Source organism: Lutibacter sp., assembly GCF_030692605.1.
In the GTDB taxonomy this organism is placed as follows: Bacteria; Bacteroidota; Bacteroidia; order Flavobacteriales; family Flavobacteriaceae; genus Lutibacter.
Genome location: NZ_JAUYUD010000049.1, coordinates 30,378 through 55,374, shown reverse-complemented (window position 1 = coordinate 55,374; position 24,997 = coordinate 30,378). Strand labels below are relative to the sequence as shown.

20 protein-coding genes are annotated in these 24,997 nt (G+C 31.4%); 9 read left to right on the top strand and 11 right to left on the bottom strand.

Annotated elements, in window-relative coordinates; all coding sequences use genetic code 11:
• The first annotated feature begins 1 nt into the window (after position 1).
• Positions 2-1,186, top strand: a complete 1,185-nt coding sequence (locus Q8S45_RS04565; protein ID WP_305601653.1) for a DUF4105 domain-containing protein — start codon at positions 2-4, stop codon at positions 1,184-1,186.
• Here the strand turns inward: Q8S45_RS04565 and ftcD are convergent.
• On the bottom strand, positions 1,175-2,866 hold the full coding sequence (gene ftcD, locus Q8S45_RS04560; protein ID WP_305601651.1) for a glutamate formimidoyltransferase: 1,692 nt from the start codon (positions 2,864-2,866) through the stop codon (positions 1,175-1,177). The two genes, Q8S45_RS04565 and ftcD, sit on opposite strands and share 12 nt — an antisense overlap.
• Positions 2,867-3,001: 135 nt before the next feature.
• Between ftcD and Q8S45_RS04555 the strand changes: the two genes are divergently transcribed.
• The 8 genes from Q8S45_RS04555 (at position 3,002) to guaB (ending at position 12,284) form a co-directional block, all read left to right on the top strand.
• Complete coding sequence (locus Q8S45_RS04555; RefSeq protein WP_305601649.1) at positions 3,002-4,045, top strand: NAD-dependent epimerase/dehydratase family protein; 1,044 nt, start codon at positions 3,002-3,004, stop codon at positions 4,043-4,045.
• 38 nt (positions 4,046-4,083) lie between these two features.
• A complete protein-coding gene (locus Q8S45_RS04550) occupies positions 4,084-6,786 on the top strand; it encodes a prolyl oligopeptidase family serine peptidase (RefSeq protein WP_305601647.1) in 2,703 nt (900 codons plus the stop codon).
• 49 nt (positions 6,787-6,835) lie between these two features.
• The gene (locus tag Q8S45_RS04545; protein WP_305601644.1) at positions 6,836-7,453 is read left to right on the top strand and encodes a LysE family translocator; all 618 of its coding nucleotides are present in this window, start codon (positions 6,836-6,838) and stop codon (positions 7,451-7,453) included.
• 3 nt (positions 7,454-7,456) lie between these two features.
• Positions 7,457-8,329 carry a hydroxymethylglutaryl-CoA lyase gene (locus tag Q8S45_RS04540; protein ID WP_305601642.1) on the top strand — a complete coding sequence of 291 codons (873 nt, stop codon included), beginning with the start codon at positions 7,457-7,459 and terminating at the stop codon, positions 8,327-8,329.
• 177 nt (positions 8,330-8,506) lie between these two features.
• Complete coding sequence (locus Q8S45_RS04535) at positions 8,507-9,655, top strand: hypothetical protein (protein ID WP_305601640.1); 1,149 nt, start codon at positions 8,507-8,509, stop codon at positions 9,653-9,655.
• Positions 9,656-9,726: 71 nt separating this feature from the next.
• Positions 9,727-10,257: an FMN-binding protein gene (locus Q8S45_RS04530; RefSeq protein ID WP_305601638.1), complete on the top strand. Its 531-nt coding sequence runs from the start codon at positions 9,727-9,729 to the stop codon at positions 10,255-10,257.
• Positions 10,257-10,748: a hypothetical protein gene (locus Q8S45_RS04525; RefSeq protein ID WP_305601636.1), complete on the top strand. Its 492-nt coding sequence runs from the start codon at positions 10,257-10,259 to the stop codon at positions 10,746-10,748. Before Q8S45_RS04530 ends, Q8S45_RS04525 begins: the two co-directional genes overlap by 1 nt.
• Before the next feature lie 66 nt (positions 10,749-10,814).
• On the top strand, positions 10,815-12,284 hold the full coding sequence (gene guaB / locus Q8S45_RS04520; protein WP_305601634.1) for an IMP dehydrogenase: 1,470 nt from the start codon (positions 10,815-10,817) through the stop codon (positions 12,282-12,284).
• Between the two features lie 681 nt (positions 12,285-12,965).
• Here the strand turns inward: guaB and Q8S45_RS04515 are convergent.
• The 10 genes from Q8S45_RS04515 to Q8S45_RS04470 form a co-directional block, all read right to left on the bottom strand.
• Entirely contained in the window at positions 12,966-14,351 is a 1,386-nt protein-coding gene (locus Q8S45_RS04515) for an exopolysaccharide biosynthesis polyprenyl glycosylphosphotransferase (protein ID WP_305601632.1), read from the bottom strand.
• Complete coding sequence (locus Q8S45_RS04510; RefSeq protein ID WP_305601630.1) at positions 14,352-15,566, bottom strand: glycosyltransferase family 4 protein; 1,215 nt, start codon at positions 15,564-15,566, stop codon at positions 14,352-14,354.
• Positions 15,559-16,944, bottom strand: a complete 1,386-nt coding sequence (locus tag Q8S45_RS04505; RefSeq protein ID WP_305601628.1) for a phenylacetate--CoA ligase family protein — start codon at positions 16,942-16,944, stop codon at positions 15,559-15,561. The genes Q8S45_RS04510 and Q8S45_RS04505 overlap by 8 nt, the downstream gene beginning before the upstream one ends.
• A 9-nt stretch (positions 16,945-16,953) precedes the next feature.
• Positions 16,954-17,973 (bottom strand): glycosyltransferase family 4 protein, encoded by a 1,020-nt coding sequence (locus Q8S45_RS04500; protein WP_305601626.1) that lies wholly within the window; start codon positions 17,971-17,973, stop codon positions 16,954-16,956.
• The gene (locus Q8S45_RS04495) at positions 17,939-19,204 is read right to left on the bottom strand and encodes an O-antigen ligase family protein (RefSeq protein WP_305601624.1); all 1,266 of its coding nucleotides are present in this window, start codon (positions 19,202-19,204) and stop codon (positions 17,939-17,941) included. The genes Q8S45_RS04500 and Q8S45_RS04495 overlap by 35 nt, the downstream gene beginning before the upstream one ends.
• Positions 19,205-19,511: 307 nt before the next feature.
• A complete protein-coding gene (locus tag Q8S45_RS04490) occupies positions 19,512-20,630 on the bottom strand; it encodes a glycosyltransferase (protein ID WP_305601622.1) in 1,119 nt (372 codons plus the stop codon).
• 90 nt (positions 20,631-20,720) lie between these two features.
• Positions 20,721-21,824, bottom strand: coding sequence for a glycosyltransferase family 4 protein (locus Q8S45_RS04485; protein ID WP_305601620.1), 1,104 nt, complete (start codon positions 21,822-21,824; stop codon positions 20,721-20,723).
• Positions 21,814-23,139, bottom strand: coding sequence for a glycosyltransferase family 2 protein (locus Q8S45_RS04480; RefSeq protein ID WP_305601618.1), 1,326 nt, complete (start codon positions 23,137-23,139; stop codon positions 21,814-21,816). The genes Q8S45_RS04485 and Q8S45_RS04480 overlap by 11 nt, the downstream gene beginning before the upstream one ends.
• A gap of 12 nt (positions 23,140-23,151) precedes the next feature.
• On the bottom strand, positions 23,152-23,985 hold the full coding sequence (locus Q8S45_RS04475) for an FkbM family methyltransferase (protein WP_305601616.1): 834 nt from the start codon (positions 23,983-23,985) through the stop codon (positions 23,152-23,154).
• A gap of 193 nt (positions 23,986-24,178) precedes the next feature.
• Positions 24,179-24,988, bottom strand: coding sequence for a bifunctional 2-polyprenyl-6-hydroxyphenol methylase/3-demethylubiquinol 3-O-methyltransferase UbiG (locus Q8S45_RS04470; RefSeq protein WP_305601614.1), 810 nt, complete (start codon positions 24,986-24,988; stop codon positions 24,179-24,181).
• Positions 24,989-24,997: the final 9 nt, after the last annotated feature.

Sequence of the window (24,997 nt, the reverse complement as noted above, 5' to 3'; positions counted from 1 at the left end):
AATGAAACGTAAAATAATTCTATTGTCTGCCATTTTTAGTTTAGGTGTTTTTTTTGGAAATGCACAACTTAGATTATCAACAGATGCAACAATTAGTGTTGTAACCTGTGGACCTGGATCTGAATTGTACAGTACTTTTGGGCATAGCGCATTCAGAGTGTACGACCCTATTTTACAATTAGATAAAGTTTATAATTACGGTACATTTAATTTTAATGCGCCTAATTTTTACTTAAATTTTGTTAAAGGAAAATTAATTTATCAATTATCAACTTCTCGTTTCAATTCTTTTTTAGAATCATACCACCGCGAAAATAGATGGGTAACTGTGCAAGAATTAAATTTAGATAATACTGATGTTCAGTTACTTTATGATTTTTTAGAAATAAATGCGCTACCACAAAACAGAGATTATAAATATGATTTCTTTTACGATAATTGTTCAACAAAATTAGAAGAAGTTTTAAAAATTGTATTAAAAGATAAAGTAGCTTTTAGTAATTCACATATTAATACTACAAAAACTCATCGCGATTTAATTGCCGACTATACCACCACAAATAAGTGGTCGAAATTTGGAATTGATTTAGCCTTGGGATCAGTAATCGATAGAAAAGCTACAAAAGATAATTATAAATTTTTACCAGATTATTTAATGGCCGGTTTTGGCAATGCAACTGTATTAATTGAAAACAATCAACAACCTTTAGTCAAAAATACTGTTGAAATATTAAAACAGAGACCTTTTGAGTCAAAAACATCGTTGGCAACTCCTTTTAATTTGTTTTTTGTTTTATGCTTACTTGTTACTTTCAAAACCTATAAAAATATTAAAAACAACAAAAGATCTAAATGGTTAGATTTCTCATTGTTTTTTGTTACTGGAATTATTGGTATTGTAGTACTCCTTTTATGGTTTGCTACCAACCACACTGCAACCTATAAAAATTTTAACTTTTTATGGGCTTTTGCTCCAAATGTAGTGGTTGCATTTTATATGCTAAAAACAAAATTACCAACCTGGCTAATAGCTTATAATAAACTGTTATTAATACTATTAGCATTATTATTTCTATTGTGGGTTATAGAAATTCAGGTGTTTAACATCGCTCTTTTACCTATAATAGCCTTATTAATAATTCGTTATGGCTATTTAATTTTAAATCAAAAAAAATTACAACTTTAAATCTATTTGATTAATAACTTTAGCTTCCAATGCAACTGTTTTTGAATAAATATCATTTGCTTTTGCTAAAATGGTTTCTGCAAATTGGCGATCTTTAATATCTTTAGCGTTAATTCTAACATTAAAATAAGCACCTAAAACAGCCGTTCTAGCACATAATACCCCAACTCCTGAATCTGATAAAGAACTTTGCATTCCATCTTTTAACATGGCCTCCATTACTTCCATTGAATTATATGCTGTTTCCATTATTTTCAACGGAATTTCCGTAGCATATTTGGTTGCAATTTCCACCGCTTCTTTTCTAGCTTCAATTTCTTCATTGTTCCCTTTTGGTAATCTAAACGCATCAATAATTTTATTAAAAGCATTGGTGTCTTCATCTACCAAATACAATAACATGTTTTTATATGCTTGTCCTTTTTCGGCCCAATTCGAATAAAATTCCCATCGATCATCCCATCCCACTTTATGAGCTGATAAATTTGCTACCATGGTTCCTAATGAAACTCCCAAAGCCCCAACATACGCTGCAATAGAACCGCCACCTGGAGCCATCGACTCACCAGCAGTTTCTTCCGCAAATTCTGAAACTGACAAATCGACCAGTTTTTTGGTATCAGCAGCCAACATATATTCAATTATTTTTTCTTGAGGGTTAAACGGTTTTAAATCATCCAAACCAAGCGATTTTACTGCAATTTTAATTTTTTCAGTTTCTGAAATGCCCAAAGATCGCTGTTGCTTCTTTAAAAAATAATCTCCAGCATCTAACATTGCTTTAAGCGGAATTAATCCAATTAATTCTGAACCAGTAATTCTCATTCCACGTTCAATGGCAGCTTTTTCTGTTTCATCAAAAGCAATATGAACTGGTGTAATGCTAATATTGGTTAAATTATAAGAGATTTGAGCAATTCCATATTCTTCAATGTACCAACCAATTCCTTTAACGGCTTTTAATTTGCCAGGAATTCTGACAGGCTCACCGTTTTCATCTAGTACTTTTTTCCCAGAAAGCGCATTATTCTCATATAAAACCCTTCCTGCTTCTCTAATATCAAAGGCAATAGCGTTTGCTCTTCTGGTCGAAGTTGTATTTAAATTAATATTATAGGCCACTAAAAAATCTCGTGCTGAAATTGCAATTGCACCCGTTTTTGCTACTTTATCAGTATAACTTGTAGCACCAAAATCTGGTTTCCAAGCAGGATTACTCAATTTCTCTTTCAAACCTTCATACTCACCCGCCCTGCAATTTGCTAAATTTATTCGTTTTTCTTCTGTTGCCGCTTTTTCATAATAATACCCTGGTATTCCAAGTTCTCTTCCTACTCTTTCGCCTAACAAATGGGCGTATTTGGCGGTTTCTTCCAAAGTAATTCCTGAAATAGGAACAAGCGGACAAACATCTGTAGCACCAAATCTTGGATGTTCACCGGTATGTTTGCTCATATCAATTAATTCAGATGCCTTTTTAATTAGCAAAAAAGCTGCTTCAATAACCTTTGAAGGCTCTCCTACAAAAGTTATAACAGTTCTATTAGTAGCTTTTCCAGGATCTATATCTAACAATTTCACCCCTTCAACCGTCTCAACAACACTTGCAATGGCTTTAATTTTAGCTTCATCTCGCCCTTCACTTATATTAGGGACACACTCTATTAGTTGTTTATTCATGTTCATTTAATTTTAAAACCCCAAATTTAGGCAGATAAATCCAATTTTATCTATTTCATATAAAATAAATATTGCATTAAGCACTAGTTTTTAGTAATATATTTTACATTTGTTATTGAGGAAAACACTTCAACTATGAAAAAAGTTTTAATAACAGGAATGGCAGGATTTATTGGGTACCATTTAGCCAAATTACTTGCCAAAGAAGGTTATGAAGTGGTTGGATTGGATAATATAAACGATTATTATGATGTTGGATTAAAATATGCTCGTTTGGCGGATTTAGGATTTAAAAATGAATTTGAATACAATCAACTTATTGAATTAGAAAATATTTCATTTATAAAACTAGATCTAATCGACTTAACTCAATTAAAAGAGCTTTTTAAAAATAAACAGTTCGATTATGTTGTAAATTTAGCTGCTCAAGCTGGAGTTCGCTATTCTATTGAAAATCCACATACCTATGTGGATAGCAATATTACTGGTTTTTTAAATATTTTGGAATGTTGTAGAACCTATCCCGTTGAACATTTGGTTTTTGCCTCGTCGAGCTCGGTTTATGGATTGAGCGAAGATATTCCATTTAAAGAAGACAGTTGTACCGATCACCCATTGGCAATGTATGCTGCAAGTAAAAAAGCCAATGAAATGATGGCTCATTCTTATGCGAATCTTTTTAAAATTCCAAGTACTGGCTTGCGATTTTTTACCGTTTACGGACCTTGGGGCAGACCCGATATGGCACTGCATTTATTTACAAAAGCGATTGTGGAAGATAAGGAATTCGATGTTTTTAACAATGGAGAAATGAGTCGTGATTTTACCTATGTTGGTGATATTGTCGAAAGTATAAAAAGATTGCTACCACTAGCTCCAATAGAAAATAATCCAGCGTTTAATGCTAAAAAACCGAGTCCGTCTAAAAGTGCTGCATGTTATCAATTATTTAATATTGGCAATAATAATCCCATAGCTTTAATGGATTTTGTACACGCCATTGAACATGAAATAGGTAAAAAAGGTAAAATTATTTTTAAACCTATGCAACCAGGAGATGTGCAAGCTACGTATGCCAATGTTGAAAGTTTATTTGAATACATCAATTTCAAACCACAAACAAACATAAAAGATGGTATTAAAGCCTTTGTAAAAAACTATTTAGAATTAAACAACTAAAACAATCATAACAAAAAATAAATTAACGCAACCTTTATATGAAACTCAAAACGATACCCTACTTTTTAAGTGCTGTTTTTCTTTTTATGTCGATAAATTCCTTCGCACAAGAAAAAGATAAAACTCGCTGGACTCCAGAAGATATTATTAATACAGAGACCATGAAATCGGTATCAATTTCACCTGATGGCACTAAAGTAGTTTGGACGAAAACCAAAGCGGTTAAAGAAAAAGATAAATTTGTTTCAGATATTTATTTAACCCTATTAAATGTTACAGATAAAAAAGGGTTTAAAACCATTCAATTAACCAATGCCGAAGAAAATGATTTTAGTCCTGTTTTCTCAAAGGATGGCGAATTTATTTACTTTTTATCATCTAGAGATAAAGGTAAAAAACTTTGGAAATTAAGCGTTTATGGCGGTGAAGCTCAAGAAGTACATGAATTTAAAAATGGTATTTCAACTATTCAATGGAAAAACAAAAATGCCTTTCTTTTTAGTGCCAATGAAGGTGAAACGTTAAGAGATAAAACTTTTAAAGAAGCCAAGGATGATGTTGAAGTAATTGAAGATACCATTTACTGGAAACCTAAAAGAATCTTTGAATTTGATATAGAAAGTAAATCAATTAAAAGAATTACAAACAACACAAAACCTGTTGGAAGTTTTGCAGTTTCACCAAACGGAACATGGCTGATTTATAGTATGGACAGAAGTACTTCTTTTGATGCGGATGCCACAAAAGATCCTTTTTATTATTTACAAAATTTAGAGACTGGTGCAAGTAAACAAATTTTAACAGATTTAAAGCAACCGTCAGATTCGTTTAAATTTACACCAGATGGATTAGGCTTTTATTTTAAATCTACATTTTCATCCAATCCTGAATGGAACGGTGAAGGCGTTGAAGAATTATACTTTTATTCTTTGGAAAAAAATACTCATCAGAAAATAAATTTGCAATGGGACTTAGGTATTGGAAGAGGTTTTGAATTGCTTGGAAACGATGTTCTGGTTACATTGGCGAATAAAGCTTATTACAAACTTTCCTTGTATAAAAAATCGAAAAATGGTTGGGATAAAACGGATTTAAATTTAGGAGAAAAAAATAATTCAACTACCATTTTATCGACTTCAGAAAACGGGTTGAAAGTAGTCTATCAACATTCAAATTCGGCAAAATTACCTAAATTTTATATTTCAAATGTTCAAAAAGGAAAATTTACCTCGGAAAAGGAACTTATAACATTAAATGAAAATTTAGCTAAAAAACCGCTCACCAATTATGAAGTTTTTGTTTGGAAGGGATACAAAAATGAAGAAGTAACAGGTATTTTATACTATCCAGAAAATTATGAAAAAGGTAAAAAATATCCATTAATTTTATCAATTCACGGAGGGCCAGCGGGTGCTGATACTGATACTTGGGCTGAGCGCTGGAGTACTTATCCAAATATTTTAGCACAACGTGGCGCTTTTGTATTGCAGCCAAATTATCACGGGTCTTCAAACCATGGATTAGCTTTTGTTGAAAGCATTAAGGGCAATTATTACGAACCAGAAATGGACGACATTATGAAAGCCATTTCTGTTTTAGAAGAAAAAGGAATGATTGACGTTGACAAATTAGGAACTATGGGGTGGTCAAATGGAGCTATACTAACAACCATGTTAACAGTAAAATATCCAGATATGTTCAAATTTGCTGCTGCTGGGGCTGGAGATGTCAACTGGACTTCAGATTATGGAACTTGTAGTTTTGGTGTTAGTTTTGACCAAATTTATTTTGGAGGTGCACCTTGGGACGATATGAACGGTACGTTTTACAATGAAAATTATATTTTAAAGTCTCCCCTATTTGAAATTGAAAAAATAAAAACGCCAACTATTATTTTCCATGGTAGCGAAGATAGAGCAGTTCCTAGAGATCAAGGTTGGGAATACTATAGAGGATTACAACAAGTTGGTAAAACACCAGTTCGTTTTCTTTGGTTTCCTGGTCAGCCTCATGGGTTGGGAAAAATAAGTCATCAATTAAGAAAAATGAATGAAGAATTGGACTGGATTGATACCTATTTATTTGAAAAACCTTCTAAAGAAAATGTGACATTTAAAAAGGATAGTCCCTTGGCACAATTGCTTGAAATAGATAAAGTGGCTATTGATGAGCAAGGGAATTTTGGATTGCTATTTCAGGGAAAACTAATTCCAGAAACGGTTTTAACCAAAAAAGATTCTATTTCAATTGGTAGGTTTGAAATTACCAATGCGCAGTATAAATCATTTAAACCAGATTTTCAATTCAATGCAGGTTTAGATAATTATCCAGTTATAACAAGTAAAGAAAACGCTATCAATTATGTAACTTGGTTAAGTACTTTAACTAAAAAAACGTACAGATTGCCTACTGCCAAAGAAGCTGAAAAATTACACAAAAAAGCCCATAAGGCTGCGGCAAAAGAAAACACATTAAATTATTGGTCTGGTTTTGATTTAACCATGGATGAAGTTCCTTTGTTTTTGCAAAAATTAAAAGAAACACAAACCTTATTATTTAAAAAAGTTGGTAAATCTGCTAAGACAACTATTGGTGATGCCGATATATACGATTTGGGAGGAAATGTTGCCGAATATTTTGAAAACGGTATTTATGGTTATAGTGCGTATGATTTTTACGACCCTTCCAACGATAAAATGATTGAAAGTAAGCATGTTGGAATTAGAATCATTAAAGAATAGAAAATAGAAAATAGAAGAAAGAAGAAAGAAAAAACAACATTTATAAAAAATGAATTTTGAAATTTTAGGGTCTTTTTTAGTTGCGTCCATGATACTTACTGTGATGCCTGGACCAGATATTGTGTATGTGCTGGCTCAAAGTATTACAAATGGTAAAAAATACGGTATTGCTACTGCTGCGGGTTTAGCCTCTGGCATTATAATACACACCACCCTAGTTGCTTTTGGAGTATCAGCAATTATTCAGCAATCGCCACAATTATTTTGGTCAATAAAATTATTTGGAGCTATATATTTATTGTATTTGGCATTTTTAACATTTAAAAGCACTTCAGAAATAAAATTGGATGCAAAAGTTACTAAAAAGGATTTTTTTAATTTATATAAACAAGGATTTATAATGAATGTGCTAAATCCGAAAGTGTCTATCTTCTTTTTAGCTTTTTTTCCTGGCTTTTTATACCATTCAACTCAGAATACGGTTATCCAATTTTACGTTTTAGGGTTGATTTTTATGATCCAAGCTTTTGTCATATTTTCATTGGTGGCACTGCTTTCTGGAAAATTTTCGATGTACTTAAAAACAAATCCAACATTCAATACCAACTTAAAATGGTTTAAAATTTTAGTTTTTATTGGAATTGCTATCTTTATAGTTCTAACTTAAGATATGCCGACTAAAACTAACAAACAGGTTAAAATAATAGAATGTCCTCGAGATGCTATGCAAGGTATTACCAGTCATTTTATTCCAACTATTTCAAAAGCACAGTATATAAATGCTTTGTTAAGAGTTGGCTTTGATACCATTGATTTTGGCAGTTTTGTTTCTCCAAAAGCAATTCCTCAGATGAGAGATACTGCTGCAGTTTTAAATTTATTGGACATGTCAAAAACCTCAAGTAATCTATTGGCAATTGTTGCAAATACTAGAGGTGCAGAAGATGCGTCACAATTTGAAGAAATCGATTATTTAGGGTATCCTTTTTCTATTTCAGAAAATTTTCAAATGAGAAATACGGGCAAAACCATAACCGAATCTGTAGTAGTTTTAGACCAAATCTTGAAAATTGCCATAAAAAGCAATAAAGAAGTTGTCGCCTATTTATCAATGGGTTTTGGAAATCCGTATGGTGATCCTTGGAATGTTGAAATAGTTGCTAATTATACCGAATTGTTGGCGAAAATGGGGGTCAACATTATTTCATTGTCAGATACCGTTGGTAACTCTACTCCTTCAAATATTTCCTATTTATTTAAACATTTAATCATTGAACATCCTTCCATTGAATTTGGGGCACATCTTCACACTACTCCTGCTAGTTGGTTCGAAAAAGTGGATGCAGCATACAAAGGTGGTTGTAAACGTTTTGATGGTGCCATAAAAGGTTATGGCGGATGCCCTATGGCAAAAGACGATTTAACTGGTAATATGCCTACTGAAAAACTGCTCTCCTATTTTAATCAACAAAAAGCAAGTACTAACATTGGGGCTATGAGTTTTGAAAGTGCCTACAACGAAGCGCTTAAAATATTTTCATAAAAATCGTAATTCTCTGTATTTAAACATCTTGTATTTTATTGCCTTTTTACAAATATGATATATGTCAGCTTATTTAAAATTATTCTAAATAAGGCTTTTTTATTTTAATTTTCTCTTTTACATTTGCGCTATTATTTATATTAAGTCTAAATAAGAATAACGTAAATCAAATTTAAAATGAGAACTATAAAATTAACAATTGCCACAGTACTAGTAACATTTATAGGGTTCGCCCAAGAAAATACTACTATAAATACCCCTTCAGAAAATGCAGGTCAACGCCTAATAGGTTTATCTTTACCACAAAAATTGTCTATTGGCGGATATGCACAAATCGACTATAATGAGCCTGATGGTTCTAAAGTTGGTAAATTAGATGTTCATCGATTGGTCCTCCTTTTGGGCTATAAATTCAACGATAAAGTTAGCTTCGTTACTGAAATTGAATATGAACATGTGATAGAATTATATGTTGAACAAGCATATATAAATTACAAGGCTGCCGATAATATTAATGTAATGGCAGGTTTAATGTTAGTTCCAATGGGTATTATTAATGAATACCACGAACCAACCACTTTTTATGGAGTTGAACGACCAAATGTAGATAATTACATCGTTCCAACAACTTGGAGAGAAATTGGTGTTGGGGTTTCTGGAAATATCAACAGTGCATCATTAAAATACCAAGCATATATTTTCAACGGATTTAAATCATATGCAGGTGGTGTTGGAATATTAAGAGGTACCGATGGATTGCGTAAAGGGCGTCAAAAAGGAGCTGATGCCATAGCAAGTGCTGCAAATTTTTCAGCTAAAATAGATTATTATGGTATTCCTGGCCTTAGAGTTGGTTTATCGGGATATTTTGGTGATACTCAAACCGACAATACTGCTATTGAAGCTTCTACCGTTGGTGTTTCTATGATTGGTTTAGATGCAAGATACAAATACAACAATTTAGAATTAAGAAGTCAATATATTCATACCAATTTAAATAATACTGAAGACTACAATACGCTAACTGGTAAAGACTTAGGTTCTGAAATGACTGGTTTCTATGCGGAAGCTGCCTATAATTTCAATTTAAAAGGGGAAGAGAAATTGACTCCTTTTGTACGCTATGAAAAACACAATACCCACGCTTCTACTGCTGGTACATTGGTGCCTAATAAAGCATTTGATAGAGATGAAGTTTTAGTTGGTTTAAGCTATAAAGTTGCAAATGGTGCTGCTTTTAAAGTAGATTATCAATTTATGAATAATGCAGTTTTAGGAAGCGATACTGCGAAACAATTTAACGCTGGAGTAGCCATCTGGTTTTAATTTAATTTGAATAATGGCTCCCTACTATTTATTTTTGGGGAGCTTATTATTTTTTAACTATTTTTACCATTATGATTTTAAAATTTAAAAAATTATTTGTTTTTACGGGAATACTTCTTTTATGTATGGGTTTTACCCTCAATAAAATTGATGCACTTGTAGAAAAAGAAATTAAAGCAACCTTTAAAATCAACTCTTATACAAAAGAAGTAATTATAATACCTTTTACAATAAACGAAACACTTCCATTAAAAATGAAAGATGGTGATTTAATGAAAATTACCACGCCAAATCTCAAAGGATACTATTATATTGGACATGGTTTTGGAAAAGCAGCTTATTTCGATTTTATAATTATTTTAGACGAAAATTTAATTGTTTCGAAGGTCAAAGTACTAATCTATAGAGAAGAACATGGGGGAGAAATTGGAAGTAACCGTTGGCTGAAGCAGTTCATTGGAAAAACAACTGAAAACCCATTGATTTATCAAAAAGATATCGCTGCCATTTCTGGAGCTACCATTTCTGCTAAATCACTTACCAATGAAGTGAATAAATTTTTAAAAACCATACAAATATTACATCAAAAACAACTAATCTAATGCAAATTCACGGACTTATACATCAATTTCCAAGAGAAATTAAATTGCTTATTTTAACATTCATAGGCGTATTAAGCATTGGTTTTTATGGTGGGATAAGCTTTGTGAATACCACTACCACTATGCATCCAAATGAGGTAGAAACACATTATTTAGGCAATGAATCTGATGAAAATGCGGAAATAATGAAATTTAAGAAAAGTAAAAATGAAATTCTTACTATTGTTCATAATCATATTTTATCATTGTCGGTTATCTTTTTTATGTTGGCACTTATGTTGGCCACTACGTCCCTCCCACTAGGATTGAAATATTTTTTAATGTTAGAACCTTTTCTATCGGTTCTTTTTACTTTTGGCGGCATTTATTTTCTATGGCTAGGAATAACTTGGATGAAATACCTGATTATTTTTTCAGGCATTTTAATGACATTTACTTTTGTAGTATCAACTTTATCAATTTGTTACCAGCTGCTATTCATTAAAAAATAAATTTTTCTTTCATTTAATATAAATAGTGTAAATTTGCCTGCAATTACTTTTTAAGTTTATTGCAATATGATTTCAAACACTTCAAAATTCGTAGGTGAAGGATTAACTTACGACGACGTACTACTAATTCCAGCATTTTCAGAAGTATTACCACGTGAGGTAAGTATTCAAGCTAAATTTTCAAAAAATATAACCTTAAATGTTCCTATTGTTTCAGCAGCTATGGACACTGTTACTGAATCGGATATGGCCATTGCTATGGCTCGTGAAGGTGGAATTGGCGTGTTGCATAAAAATATGACCATTGAAAAGCAAGCTGCTGAAGTTAAAAAAGTGAAACGTTCAGAGTCGGGTATGATTTTAGAACCCATCACTGTTACTAAAGATGCAACGGTATTAACCGTTAAAACCTTAATGCGAGAGTATGGTATTGGAGGGATTCCTGTAATTGATGAAAATGGAAAGTTAATTGGCATCATCACCAATAGAGATTTACGTTTTGAAGGAGATAATACCCGTAAAATTTCCGAAGTAATGACTTCAACCAATTTGATTACCGTTGCCGTTGGCACTTCGCTAAAACAAGCCGAAATTATTTTACAACAAAATAAAATTGAAAAATTACCTGTAGTAGATGCTACCAATAAATTGGTGGGCCTTATTACCTATAGAGATATTATAAAAGTGCTCGAAAACCCAAATGCCAACAAAGATCAATATGGTCGTTTACGTGTAGCTGCTGCTATTGGAGTAACTATTGATGCTTTTGAACGGGCAGAAACTTTAATAAAGGCGGGTGTTGATGCATTGATAATTGATACTGCACACGGACATACTAAGGGCGTGGTTACTGTGTTAAAACAAATAAAAGCCACCTATCCAAATACTGATATTGTTGTTGGAAATATTGCCACTGGTGAAGCTGCCAAATATTTAGTTGAAGCAGGAGCCGATGCTGTTAAAGTTGGTATTGGTCCCGGTTCAATTTGTACTACTAGGGTGATTGCTGGTGTTGGATTTCCACAACTTTCTGCCATTATAGATGTTGCCAATGCTATAAAAGGTTCTGGAGTTCCTGTAATTGCAGATGGTGGAATTAGATATACCGGTGATATTCCAAAAGCAATTGCTGCTGGTGCAGACTGTGTTATGTTAGGTTCTTTATTGGCAGGAACCAAAGAATCGCCTGGTGAAACTATTATTTTTGAAGGACGAAAATTTAAGTCGTATCGAGGTATGGGTTCTATTGAAGCCATGGAACATGGGTCAAAGGATCGATATTTTCAAGATGTTGAAGATGATATCAAAAAGTTAGTGCCAGAAGGTATTGTAGGTAGAGTTCCTTATAAAGGAGAATTAAATGAAACTATGATTCAATTTATTGGTGGTTTAAGAGCTGGTATGGGCTATTGTGGTGCCAAAGATATTGAAGCGCAAAAACAAGCCAGATTTGTTAAAATTACGGCTGCTGGAATACGTGAAAGTCATCCTCATAATGTTACAATAACTAAAGAATCACCCAATTATTCGAGGTAACTATTGGATTCCTATTTTATAATCAGATGTATCCGATAAAGTCCTTCACATTAAATAAACAGATTGCTTCTCTAAGTTTGTAATAACATATTGTTCGTCATTACGAGGAGTATGCGACGAAGTAATCTGCTTCTTTAATTAACAGATTGCTTCACTGTGTTCGCAATGACGTTCAAGAATAATCAGATTGCTTTATTATTCGCAATGACATTATAACCGTCATTACGAGGAGTACGCGACGAAGTAATCTGCTTCTTTAATTAACAGATTGCTTCACTGTGTTCGCAATGACGTTCAAGAATAATCAGATTGCTTTATTATTCGCAATAACATTATAACCGTCATTACGAAGAGTATGCGACGAAGTAATCTGCTTCTTTAATTAACAGATTGCTTCACTGTGTTCGCAATAACGTTCAAGAATAATCAGATTGCTTTATTATTCGCAATGACATTATAACCGTCATTACGAGGAGTGTACGACGAAGTAATCTCACCAATAAATCAAGAGTTTGCCACATTTTACTGAAAAAGTAAAATTATCAGTGACGAAAAATCAAAAAACATAATGATTACCTGTTGGGTGCAATTAATTGAATGGAGTAAAAATTAAATTTATTTTTAAAATTAGTGTCAATATAAAATATACACTTCGACAAGCTAGTGTGACAAACGGATAAATTAGGTGCCTCTAAAAAATAGTATGGTACTAATTGTTTTAATTATTATTTTTAAATCGAGCAACATATTTCGTTCTTTTATATAATACAAGTCGTACATCAATTTTATTTTTTGATCTTCCATTGTTGCTGCATAAGGATGCATCACTTGTGCCCAACCTGTTAAACCTGGTTTTACTACATGTCTAATGCCATAAAAAGGCAACTCTTTTTCTAAACGTGCTACATATTCTGGACGTTCTGGTCGAGGGCCTATTAAACTCATATCTCCTTTTAAAACATTGATAAATTGTGGCACTTCATCCAACCTAGATTTTCGTAATAACCTACCAAAGGTTGTAATTCTAGTATCATTTTTTTTTGCCCAAACCACTCCATTTTTTTCAGCGTTCACAATCATAGATCTAAATTTCACGATCCTAAATAGCTCTCCTTTGCTACCCACCCTCATTTGGGTATAAAATAAAGGTCCTTTATTAGCGATAAAATTTCCTATAAAAACTATAGGAATAAATACCATAAAAAATATAACGCCAATTAATGAAAACAAGATATCGCTTAATCTCCCAAAAGTTAAGTATAAGTTGTTCTGATGGCTTTTACTAAATGAAAAATAGTTATAAAAATCAGCTGTTAATTTTCCTTCTGAAATTTTATTAGTTTCCTCTTCAATAAAAGAATCTAATGATTTAATAACCACTCCCTTTTTAAACAATTCAATCAACTGATTATTAATTTCTTTGGAAATAAAATTTGGATTGGAAGAAGCAACAATTATTTCATTTACATAATTTTTATTAATCGCATGTTTCAAGTCTACTTGGTTACTTTTAATAAACCTATAACTATGATTTAATTTAACCTCTTTATCTGAAACAACAACAACAATTTTATTTGCCTCCTTATTTTGAATGCTTTGTATAACCCCCAATAGATGGTCAGCTTCCACAATTACCAAAATATTTTTTAAAAATCGAGGAGCATAAATAAATTGAATATAAATCCATCTATTTAAAATTAATGGAATGATTAAAGCACCAATAAAAATTAAAATTTGCAACCTATTTTGTGGAAGTATCGGTGAAAAAAACGGTGTAAACACATAAAATAAAACCGTAAAAAAAAGAGTCATTACTGCACTTCGAAATGTCAAATATTTATCACTAGCAACTTTTAGATTGTACAACTCAAAAATTTCTCCGAAAAATAAAAAATAAAAAATTAATAAAAATCCCCATATAAAACTCTGTGAATTTTGAAAATCGAAGTAATCAAATTTAAAAAAATAAGCACTTAAAAATAACCCAAGTAACATTAAGGCACTATCCAATACTCGCAAATATAATTTGCGTTCTGATATAGAAAAATGGAAATAGGACTGGGGCATTTAAAATAATTTTAAATAATTAGTACTTAAATATTCAAAGTTATGGTATTTTTTAACATAAGTATAACCTCTTTCCCCTAATTCTTGCAACTCCTTGCTATTCATTTTAAGTAGCTCAAAAATACCTTCAACAATAGCTTTAGGATTCTCTGGCTTAACCTGAATACTACAATCTGCAAGCTCAGCCGGACTCTTTATTCGATTAGACGATTCTAAAATAGGCTTACCCGCTAACATATAATCAAAATATTTATTCGAGGATACACCATAATCAAATAGTGGTGTATTATTTCTACCAATAAAACAACAATTAAATAATTGCAACACCTGTTGAACTTGGTTTTTAGATATTTTATCAATAAATGTAATGTTGTTATTGTGTTTTGTTGCTTGTAGAAATTGTTTTTTTAAATAACCATCACCAACAAATACAAAATGAATATTTTGATTGTTTTTTAATAAAATAGAGGCTTCAATTAAGTATTCCAACGCATTGGCCATTCCCATAGTCCCTGAGTATCCTATAATAAATTTATCAGTTGGTATTTGTGCCACAATTTCTTTTGAGATTTCTTCTTTAACTAATAACGATGCGTCAATTCCATTAGAAATCCAATGAGATTTAGAGGTGTCTCCAGATATTTTATCAATATAATTAAAAGCATTAGGTAACAATGAAACAATGGAATCTGCCTTTCTATAGCCTATTTTTTCTAACCAAGACATCCCCAAAATTATAGGATGAAACTTCGAATATCCAGATAGATGGATTGGTGTTAACGGCCACAAATCACGAATCTCAAAAATCAGTTTAGAGGTCTTATACTTCCATTTCAAAAAAATACCAGGTAAAATTTGAAATATCGGCATCGAAGAAACAATAATAACACTTGGCTTTCCTATTAATTTACTGCTGAGAAAAAATAACTTAAATGCAAAAACAAGCATACTCCATAATTTAAAAATACTCGCACCATCGTACATAGGAATTTTTACCCAACAAAATGAAATTCCATCTTCAACATTTTCAACAGTAAATGTTTTCTTTGAAATCTTTGGTTGATTTAAAAATAAATGATTGTAGGATCCAGAAATTATTTTCACCTCATAGCCTTTTTGAATCCAATATTTTGAAAAAAAATAATGGCGTTCTCCCCAACCTGAATCGGGCTTTCCTGCCGTTTGATTTAAAACCCAAATTATTTTTTTATTCATGTTTTAAATGAGAGATTACCGCTTTGTATTTGCCGTTCTTTGTTTTTTCAATGGATTCCACATAGGTAAATTTTATTTCCATTTCACCTAATTGACTTTTAATTCTATCTGCCATTATTTTTTCTGAAATGTGTTTATAGTTAGCATTTATAACCAATTTTATCTCAATATATTGCAAGGTATGTTGAATAACTTGACTCATGAGTAAATCTGGAATCCCAACAAAAACACCGTGAAAACGAACCATTTGGCTACCATTAATTCCTCTAATTACATCCTCCTCTCTACCTTCAATTTCCAATATTTTAAGCATTTGGTTGTCTCCTGTTTTAGGTTGGTCGACTGCTAAAGTTACTTTATCACCTATTCTGTATCTAATTAAAGGCTGATCGAAATTCAATAAACCAGTGGCAATTACATTTCCTGATTCTCCACAGTTTACTGGTATATTATCATCATTCAATACTTCCATAATCCCAGAGTCGGGGCTAAATAATAATTCTCCGAATTTATTTTCTGATATTAATCCACAAGCTTCTACCCCACTATACCCATCAAATGCCTTACAATTAAATACACGTTCAATACTAATTCTCATTGCCTCAGTCAATTTTTCACTCGAGGTTAATACTGCCATTAATGGAGGAGCTTTTAACTGTTTTTTTTCAATACAAAGCGCCAACAGGTAAATACTGGTTGCATAACCCACTAAATAGGTAGCATTAGAAGTAATCAATCCCAACACATAATCCTCAACATTCACTTCTGAAATATGATAAGCAGAAAAATAAGTTTGCGATTCTGCCCTGTTAAAACGATAATAGGGCGGATTTGAATTAGCTTTTGGTACCACACGCCTTCCTCCTATCGTGGCTCTTGGCATTTTATACGTAACGTCTGCCCAATTCCTGACTCTTGCTTCATATAAGGCACTCCACGTTTGATGAAATTCTCTGCTAAAATACAGTTCTGTTGGAGTACCTGTACTTCCACTACTGCTATAAAAAGTTCCCTTTTTCCTTTTTAGTGAAAGCAAAGTTGAAGTTCCAAATTTTCGTAAATCCTCTTTTTCTAAAAAAGGAAGTTTTTGTAAATCTTCTAACTCAAAAGTTTCAAAATCATGTATTGTAAAACCGTGCTTTTTATAAAGTGCTTTATAAAAAGGGACTGTTGTAAAAGCATGTACCAATAATTTTCGAAGCGCTGTAGTCTGATAATTGGTCCATTCTACTGCCGTAAAATTTTCTCTTTCTTTAAACTCAATTAACTTTTTACCAAAAAAACCACCAAACCTTCTATTTCTCCAGTAATACCCATATAAGGTAATAAGGATATTTTGAAAAAAAACAGGACTGTTGGTGTAAATTTGGGTTAACATTTTTATTTCTTATTTCAGTAAATCAAGCCATTGCCTTTTCACATGATTCATATCAAATTCTGTTGCTTTCTTCCGCGCATTTCCTGAAAGAAATGTTGCTTTTTCAGGATTATGTATAAGGTCTTTTATGGCATTTGCCATCGCACGTTCATCATTTACAGGAACTAAAATTCCATCTATGCCGTCTTCAATAAGATATGGCAATCCTCCTGCATTGGTAGAAACAATTGGAAAACCCAAAGCCATTGCCTCTAAAATACTCACAGGCATATTATCTACATTGGTGGTGTTTATAAAAATATCATATTTTTTTGAAAGTAAATGCCATTGATCATTTGGTAAAACACCTGTAAATGAAACACTATTTAATACATTTAATTGTTGAGCCATTAATTTAGCTTCACTTAAAGAACCATCTTTATCGGGGCCCACCATACATAATTCAATAGCTTCAAAAGTATTTTTAAGTAGTGACAACACTTTAATTGCCAATACTGGATTGTATGTTTGATCAAAAGCCCTCACCCATAAAATTTTTGGTTTTACTTCATCTCTTAATTTAAAATCATACTTTTCAATGGGTATGCTATTCGGAATATAATCTGATTCAAAACCCCTTTCTTTAAAGGCATATTGCATATATTTAGAAGGAGCAATATTTTTATAAGAATGTTGGAATAGCAATGCTGATAATTTTGGAAAAGCAGCTAATCGATACGGCAAATTTCCACCACGTAAAATTGGAATGTATTTTAGCGAACAAAGTCTAGCCAATTGAGATGTAGCAACGGCATAATAAAAATTGGAAGTGCTAAATGTATCAATTAATACATAATCAATACTATTTCTCATTTTAAAAACAGACCATAACATGGCTAAAAACCTGAGATACTTATTTGGTTTTGACGACGATTTAGTTATTTCATAGCCTTCAAGGTGTAACATTTCGCTCAACGTTGCCATACTAGAGGTATACTTACTTTTTGAACTTAAATTAGTACCTATGTACAGAATCTTCTTCTTCTTCATCATTTGTTATTATAACTAAACTTAATCCGTAAATAAATGCTGGAAATGCAACACGCATCGCCGAATGATTGATGGTTAAAAACCAGAAAACAAAAAAAGCACTTAAAAAAGCCCTTGCTAAATATGGTTGCCCAAGAATATGTTTTATTGGAATGCTTATTAAAATAAGTAACGCAATAAGGCCAAGCATCCCATGTTCCCCTAAAAGCCTACTCAATTCATTATGAGAGGCTACTTCTACATTTATTTCATCCATTCTGTAAAACTTACCGCCACCAATGCCTATTCCAAAAAAAGGATTTTCTAAAAAGGATTTAAACTCACTCCCAATAATCGTTAATCTCCCTGCCGTTGCATCTTGTTTTTCTACCCCTAATGCATTTTTATTGGTGTACCGGTTTACCAACATCCCATCTGTTGCATTTGTTGCAGAAATAAACATAATTATTCCAAAAACCAGTGCCAATCCTGTAAATTTTAAAAAGTTTTGAATTTTATTTTCTTGTGACATAAAATAAAAAAACAAGAATGCCAACCCAGCAATCAGTGCTGTGATCATACCTCCTCGAGAAAATGTTACCAAACCTCTAAAAATCAAGTAGCCCATTATAAGTACATCAACGATCATCCAAGAGAAAATCCGTCTTTTAAAAACAAGATAGACCATAAAAATAAATGCACCAACCCCTAATATGGTTGCAACTTGGTTTGGACCATATCCACCGGAAGCAGTTCTATTCGAAACCCCACCAAATTCAATATCACTAATACTGGGCGTTTTAAAATACAACAAACTCACCATTGAAATGATAGGCAATGCCATAAAAAAGAGTATGGAGAGCATGGTGGAAATCGGTATTTTCCGTTTATAAAAATAAATGGCAGAAACTCCTAGCAACACAGGACCACTCAAATTAAATGCAATCGCCGTTCGAACTGACTCTTCATAAGGGAGGTTAACAAATGAAATTCCAATTAATAACAATAAAATATAAAACAAATAACTCACTGAAATGTGATGATTCTTTTTTTCAATTACTAAACCTATAATTAAAAATAGCAGTACCGAATATTTGGGTAACTCATAAAAATACAAGCCTTTCGACATTCTGAAAAACACTTCTGCTCCAACTACATAGGCACTCCATAATATCGCTTCATTATGTTGGTTTTTAGATTTAATAATAACAACGATTCCAACTATTAAAATGGCTGCCGAAATTACTTTCATAAAAAGTCCAGTAAGTAGCAATGCACCTAAAAATAGGTGAAATAAGGCTAATAGTAGGTTATTATTTTTTGTTTTATACAACTGCAAGGTATATGACTTGTTTTAGATGTTGTTTTAAATTCAAATTTACTAAAATTGATAGTACTTGCACCATATCTACCAATTTCTTATTCCTCAAACTACAACATTACACAGCGTATAGCGAGCTTACTACTATAAAAATAACGATAATACTGCTATTATAATTGAAATGTTACCATTTATATTAACTTTTCAAGAAGTCTATCTCGTAAAACAGTCTTATCATTTAATTAAGTATTTCTCTTTTAATCCTTTCAAGATAATAGGCATAGGTAAATTTTTTAGCAATTTTATAATTTATATTGATGTATGATTGAAACGTATCGTTTGACATTTCTAAACTTTCTGCTATAATTAGTTTAATGTTTTCAGCTGTAATTGGGTTGATTAAAAATCCGTTATACTCATTTCTAATATATTGATTGATGCAAGAAACTTCCGACACAATTGGAACACAACCATAATTCATGGCTTCTCCAATTACTTTTGGAAATCCCTCACTTTGCGAAGGCAACATGATAAAATGACATTTTATATAAATTTTAATAATTTCATCCTTGGTCAAATATCCATAAAAATGAACAGGAATTTTTAGTTGCTTTGCTTCTAACTCTAATTGTTCTTTTAGTTGTCCATCTCCAACAATGTGCATCCCTCCAATAGTTGTATGATCTAAACTCAAAAATGCTTTTACCAAATACTGAATCCCCTTATTTTCTGTTAAACTTCCAACAAAACAATACTGGTAGTTATTACCTAATTGTTTTTTTTCTATCACCTTCAATCCTTCAATTCGTTCCTGTTCACTTAAACAAGGATTTTCAAAAGCCAAAATATGTTGCTTTTCATGAGGCCATTGTCCGTTTACTGTCACTTTAATTTTTGAAGAAATTATATGTTGAAGCCACCATTTTTGAAATTTATTTCCCAAAGATAAATTAGTTGCAACCCAATTTCCAGCATATTTTATCCAATATTGCTTACGATTGCAAAATTTTAAATAAGGTAAAACATACAGTCCCATTCCGGTAGGTGCTCTGAATTGGATGAAATCAACATTTTTACTATACGTATAAATTTGCCATAAATTAAAAGGTGCTCTTAATAGTATGGTTAGTTTCTTTAGAAAGGAACCTCCCGACGGTTTTAAAGGTTTGTAAATAACACCTGTTTCATAAGCAATAGCACTATTGGGAGCAGGTTCAGCATGTAAGGGTGCTACGTGAATTATCTCATCAAAAATAGTTGTAAGTGCATTTATTTCTTTGATGGTGGGGCCCCAACCTACCACAATTCCATCACTTTTTATATAATGCGCTGTATGTGAAATAACTAATAATTTCATCTGTTTCTATAAATAATTTACCATGCTAGCTATCGATATTACTTGTATCCAACTGTTTAATTTATTTTGTTTTATTTAAATGTACTAATTTCAATAATTAATTAGCTTTAAATATTGGTGAATAATCTTTTCCCATTTAAATTGATTGGACCATTTCATTGCATTGTTTTTATAATTAGATAAATCATTCCAAATCAGTTGTACTGCTTTACAAAATTCTTCACTATTTTCTGCAGTAACAAGAAGTCCAGAATTTTCATGCAAAATGGCATCTTCAATACCACAATTTCGTGATCCTATGGCAGGCAATCCCAATGCATTTGCTTCTAAAATTGCAATACCAAACCCCTCTACATCACCAGTAGAAGTGCTATTACTTAACATAATGAATAGATCACTTTTTTGCAACAACTCATACTTTTTTTGCTCCGTAACTATTCCATGAAACGTAATGTTTTTCAATACACCTAAACTCAATGCTTTGTGTTCAAAGGCTTCCTGTTCTGAAGGAATACCAACAATGTGATAATGAATATCTGAATATATTATAGAGAGTTGAGGTAAGGCTTTTATCACATTTAATTGCCCTTTTCGCTCACTCACATTCCCAACTGTAATTAATGTTGGGTCATTTTTTTTTATAATTGGCATTGAATGGAATTCTTTAGTTTCATTGTTCACTTCAAATCCATTGGGTATTACATGAATATTTTTTAAATCTAAAAAAGCCACCAACGCTTTTGTGAAATTTGAAACGGCTACCACAGTATCAAAATATCGCAATGCTTTATTCGTTATTTTCCTATAAACTCCTGTTAAATTCACTTCACTCCCATGAATAATTGCCAGTTTTATTTTTTTATTTTTTAAAGGATAGAAACCAACTAACCATAATGGGAATTTACCCGAAGCAATTACTTTTGAATAATTTTTTATGATGCGATTATAAACTAGGATACGCATTAAATAGGTACATAAACTAATGCGAAACCTTTTAGTTCTATATACCTTAAATGGAAGCGTTAAATCAAATTGTTTTTCTATGAATCCATCTTTTGAACGTTCATCCGTTAAAACTCCAACCTCATACCCATGGAGTTGTAACTGAGTTGCTAAATTAAACGCATGGTTTCCAATGCCCCCAGGTTGTGGTGGAAATTCAGAGGTTACAATCAATATTTTTTTAGAGTTCATCAATGATGGGGCCTTGATTTAATTTTACACTTGCCAATTTCCAAGACCTTATTACTTGAAATATAATTAGTGGAAATATAAGTATTGAAATACCAACACCCAAAAATACCATTTTTTTATTTCTTTTGAATTGATAAGGGATCATTGAAGGTGGTACAGATTTCAATAATTCTAAAATTGTTAATTTAGTTCCAAAATACATCCTGTAATAATATAAAACACTTGGAATAGGCCTTGGTTTTAACCAATTTGTTGTTCTATACGCATCCCAACTACCTAATTCTCTTAAACCACCAGTATTGGCTTTTACATCAATACAACTAGCATACGGATTAGAAATGCTTTTAAGGCCTGCTAAATAACATCGTAAACCAAACGCGCCATCTCCCATTCTTCCTTTTTCAAATTGCCGGTCAAATAATCCAACTTTCTTAAAAACATCCTTGTATAACACGGCATTACCCGTTGCGAACTGTTTGGCTATTGCAAAATAGGAGCGCTCTTTCGGAATACATTTCCCTTCAGGATAAAAAACACCTGCAGAAATATCGGCTTTAAAAAAATCCAAACACTTTATATGTTCTGTTAACCAATCATGTGAAATTCGCACATCATCCTCAGACAAGGCAATAATGCTTCCTGTTGCATGCTTTATAGCTGTATTTCTTGCCAACCACAGGGCCTTCTCCTCTTGTCGAATCAGTTGAATATCCAACTTAAATTGTTTATAAAAATCTGCATTAAAATTATCAGATTGATCTACTATAATAATTTCAAAATTAGTATAATCTTGAAGTTCAAAATCTTGTAATACTTTTTTTAGAAATTCATACCTATTTAATGTGGGTATAATTACTGATATTTTAGGTAAACTTTTAAGTAGTTCCGACTCAAAAGTAAGCCATTCCTTATCTTCAAATAGACCATATAAGGCTTTTTTTCTTTTTACATTGCTGGATTTCAAAAAGGCTCTAAATTCTGTTATTGGATTTTTAAAACTTAAAATCCGTATCAATAAACAATAACTAGCCCAGATTGGATTAAAGTACTTCCTTACAAATCGATACTCATCCTGTAAAGGTAATTTCTCAACATTAGCAATGGTTTGCAAATCTCCAATGTAGCCATATTGGATTGCTTGCCAAGACATATCATACTCCTTTGCCTTTTTACAACTATAACCTTCGTCACGCTGAAATTGAACGATACTATTTTCGGGAAATTCCCCAAACATGGGAAAACAACTACTATTATCATATTTAAACAATATAAAATAATTAGTTGGCTGAATATATTTTAAAAATCTAAATAGCATTGACTTTGTTTCTTAATTTGGGATGCAGAAAATATTTGATGGCATTTCGGTATTAGTACTATATTCATCTAAATTCATATTTAGAATTTTATAATTTCTAGTTATAAAAAAATTAATTATACGATTATCATTATTTGCTTCAACAATAAAAATAGGTTTGAATTTAATTATTGTATCTATACATCCATTTAAAATTTCAAATTCTAAACCATCAACATCGATTTTTATTAAATCACAACGATTTATCAATTTACTTTCTAAATAACTATCAATCGTTCGCATCTCTATTTCAACACTTTCTTTTGAAATATTTGTTTTTTGAGTGTTTGAAGTCGTATTATTAATAAATAATTGAATTTTTTTATTTTCCGATCCTATTGCAAAATTTTCATTTATTATAATATTCTTTAAATCATTTGCTTCTATTGATTTATTGAAAGTTTTGAAAACATTACTATTAGATTCAAAAGAAAGTACAAGCCCATTGTTTTTACAAATAGAATTTGACCAAACTAAACTTAAATATCCAAAATTTGAACCAATATCTATCACTGTACAATCATCATTCACTTGATTATTTCTGTTTATTAATGTAATCGAATTTCTTAATATAGTATTTTCAATTCCACCTTTATAGGCTTTTGCAGCAGTTTTAATAGAAGCAAAAAAAATAAAACGCACCCAATAATTCAAATAACTTCTATTAATTTCCACTTCAGCTTCTTTATAAATACCCTTTTTTCTTAAAATAGCATCCCTAAGGAATTTTAAACTTTTGGCCTTGCCAATTCTATGAATTAATTTCTTTGGTAAAATATTATATAGACTTACTATTTTATTTTTCATTATTTTATACGTTATTGCTCTTTTTAATTTATTGCAAATATCAATCTTTCATTTTCTATTTTTTATCTTCATAAAAAAAAATGTGCAATTCGTTTGATTTAACTTTTTTATAAATATATTATATAATTAAACAACACTTTAAATGATAATTATATGTTCCACGTAAAAATATGCAATAAAATAAGCATCTAATTTATTTCTTACATAAATAAATTTTTTCGCCATTCTCAAAACCAAATTTATTGATCTCTTCATCCGTGAATTCTTTTGTATAGTCAACTTCTTCAACACCAAATCCAACGTTAATCAATCTTTTAACATAATCCTTCCCATACGTTCTTACATGATCAAATTGCCCAAAAGCATTTTCTCTTTCTTTTGGAGTTGTAATAGTTAGATCTTCATATGTAAATTCTAAATTGTAATCAATAGGTACTTGTAAAATAGCCACCCCTCCTTTTTTTAAGACTTTATAAAGTTGTTTCATCGCTCTTATATCATCAATTACATGTTCCAAAACATGATTACAAATTATAAAATCAAAACTATCATTATCAAATGGAATATTTGTTATGTCGACTTTCTGAATGATAACATTTTGTGAAAATTTAAATCTCTCTGGAACTAAATCACAAGGATAATAATCTATGTTAGTTCTTTCTGAAAAAACATTATAAAATGCTTTTTCTGGTGCAAAATGAAGTAGCTTTAGCTGTTTTTCTGTAAATATGTCTGTGTTATTTTCTAAAAATAAATAGACCAATCTATGACGTTCTAACGAGTTACATTTAAAACATCTTGCATTTTCTCTTTCTGGAATTCCTACAGGTCCAAAAATTGTGTATTTTGATTTACAAATGGGACAATATACTTTATCACCTTGATAAGATTTCACAAAGTTTGAGATTGCCACATATTTCCTAAATTGCCAATATTTTTCAATTACTACATTAGGGACATTTTTTTTTAAATACTTTTTTATATTCTTACCTTTTGTTCCCATGTTATATTG

Coding starts and splice junctions, on each gene's coding strand:
- Q8S45_RS04505 (WP_305601628.1), bottom strand. CDS start 16,944: ATGTTAACCCAAATTTACACCAACAGTCCTGTTTTTTTTCAAAATATC.
- ftcD (WP_305601651.1), bottom strand. CDS start 2,866: ATGAATAAACAACTAATAGAGTGTGTCCCTAATATAAGTGAAGGGCGA.
- Q8S45_RS04485 (WP_305601620.1), bottom strand. CDS start 21,824: ATGAACTCTAAAAAAATATTGATTGTAACCTCTGAATTTCCACCACAA.
- Q8S45_RS04470 (WP_305601614.1), bottom strand. CDS start 24,988: ATGGGAACAAAAGGTAAGAATATAAAAAAGTATTTAAAAAAAAATGTC.
- guaB (WP_305601634.1), top strand. CDS start 10,815: ATGATTTCAAACACTTCAAAATTCGTAGGTGAAGGATTAACTTACGAC.
- Q8S45_RS04510 (WP_305601630.1), bottom strand. CDS start 15,566: ATGAATAAAAAAATAATTTGGGTTTTAAATCAAACGGCAGGAAAGCCC.
- Q8S45_RS04545 (WP_305601644.1), top strand. CDS start 6,836: ATGAATTTTGAAATTTTAGGGTCTTTTTTAGTTGCGTCCATGATACTT.
- Q8S45_RS04490 (WP_305601622.1), bottom strand. CDS start 20,630: ATGAAATTATTAGTTATTTCACATACAGCGCATTATATAAAAAGTGAT.
- Q8S45_RS04565 (WP_305601653.1), top strand. CDS start 2: ATGAAACGTAAAATAATTCTATTGTCTGCCATTTTTAGTTTAGGTGTT.
- Q8S45_RS04550 (WP_305601647.1), top strand. CDS start 4,084: ATGAAACTCAAAACGATACCCTACTTTTTAAGTGCTGTTTTTCTTTTT.
- Q8S45_RS04480 (WP_305601618.1), bottom strand. CDS start 23,139: ATGCTATTTAGATTTTTAAAATATATTCAGCCAACTAATTATTTTATA.
- Q8S45_RS04525 (WP_305601636.1), top strand. CDS start 10,257: ATGCAAATTCACGGACTTATACATCAATTTCCAAGAGAAATTAAATTG.
- Q8S45_RS04500 (WP_305601626.1), bottom strand. CDS start 17,973: ATGAAGAAGAAGAAGATTCTGTACATAGGTACTAATTTAAGTTCAAAA.
- Q8S45_RS04535 (WP_305601640.1), top strand. CDS start 8,507: ATGAGAACTATAAAATTAACAATTGCCACAGTACTAGTAACATTTATA.
- Q8S45_RS04530 (WP_305601638.1), top strand. CDS start 9,727: ATGATTTTAAAATTTAAAAAATTATTTGTTTTTACGGGAATACTTCTT.
- Q8S45_RS04540 (WP_305601642.1), top strand. CDS start 7,457: ATGCCGACTAAAACTAACAAACAGGTTAAAATAATAGAATGTCCTCGA.
- Q8S45_RS04475 (WP_305601616.1), bottom strand. CDS start 23,985: ATGAAAAATAAAATAGTAAGTCTATATAATATTTTACCAAAGAAATTA.
- Q8S45_RS04515 (WP_305601632.1), bottom strand. CDS start 14,351: ATGCCCCAGTCCTATTTCCATTTTTCTATATCAGAACGCAAATTATAT.
- Q8S45_RS04495 (WP_305601624.1), bottom strand. CDS start 19,204: ATGAAAGTAATTTCGGCAGCCATTTTAATAGTTGGAATCGTTGTTATT.
- Q8S45_RS04555 (WP_305601649.1), top strand. CDS start 3,002: ATGAAAAAAGTTTTAATAACAGGAATGGCAGGATTTATTGGGTACCAT.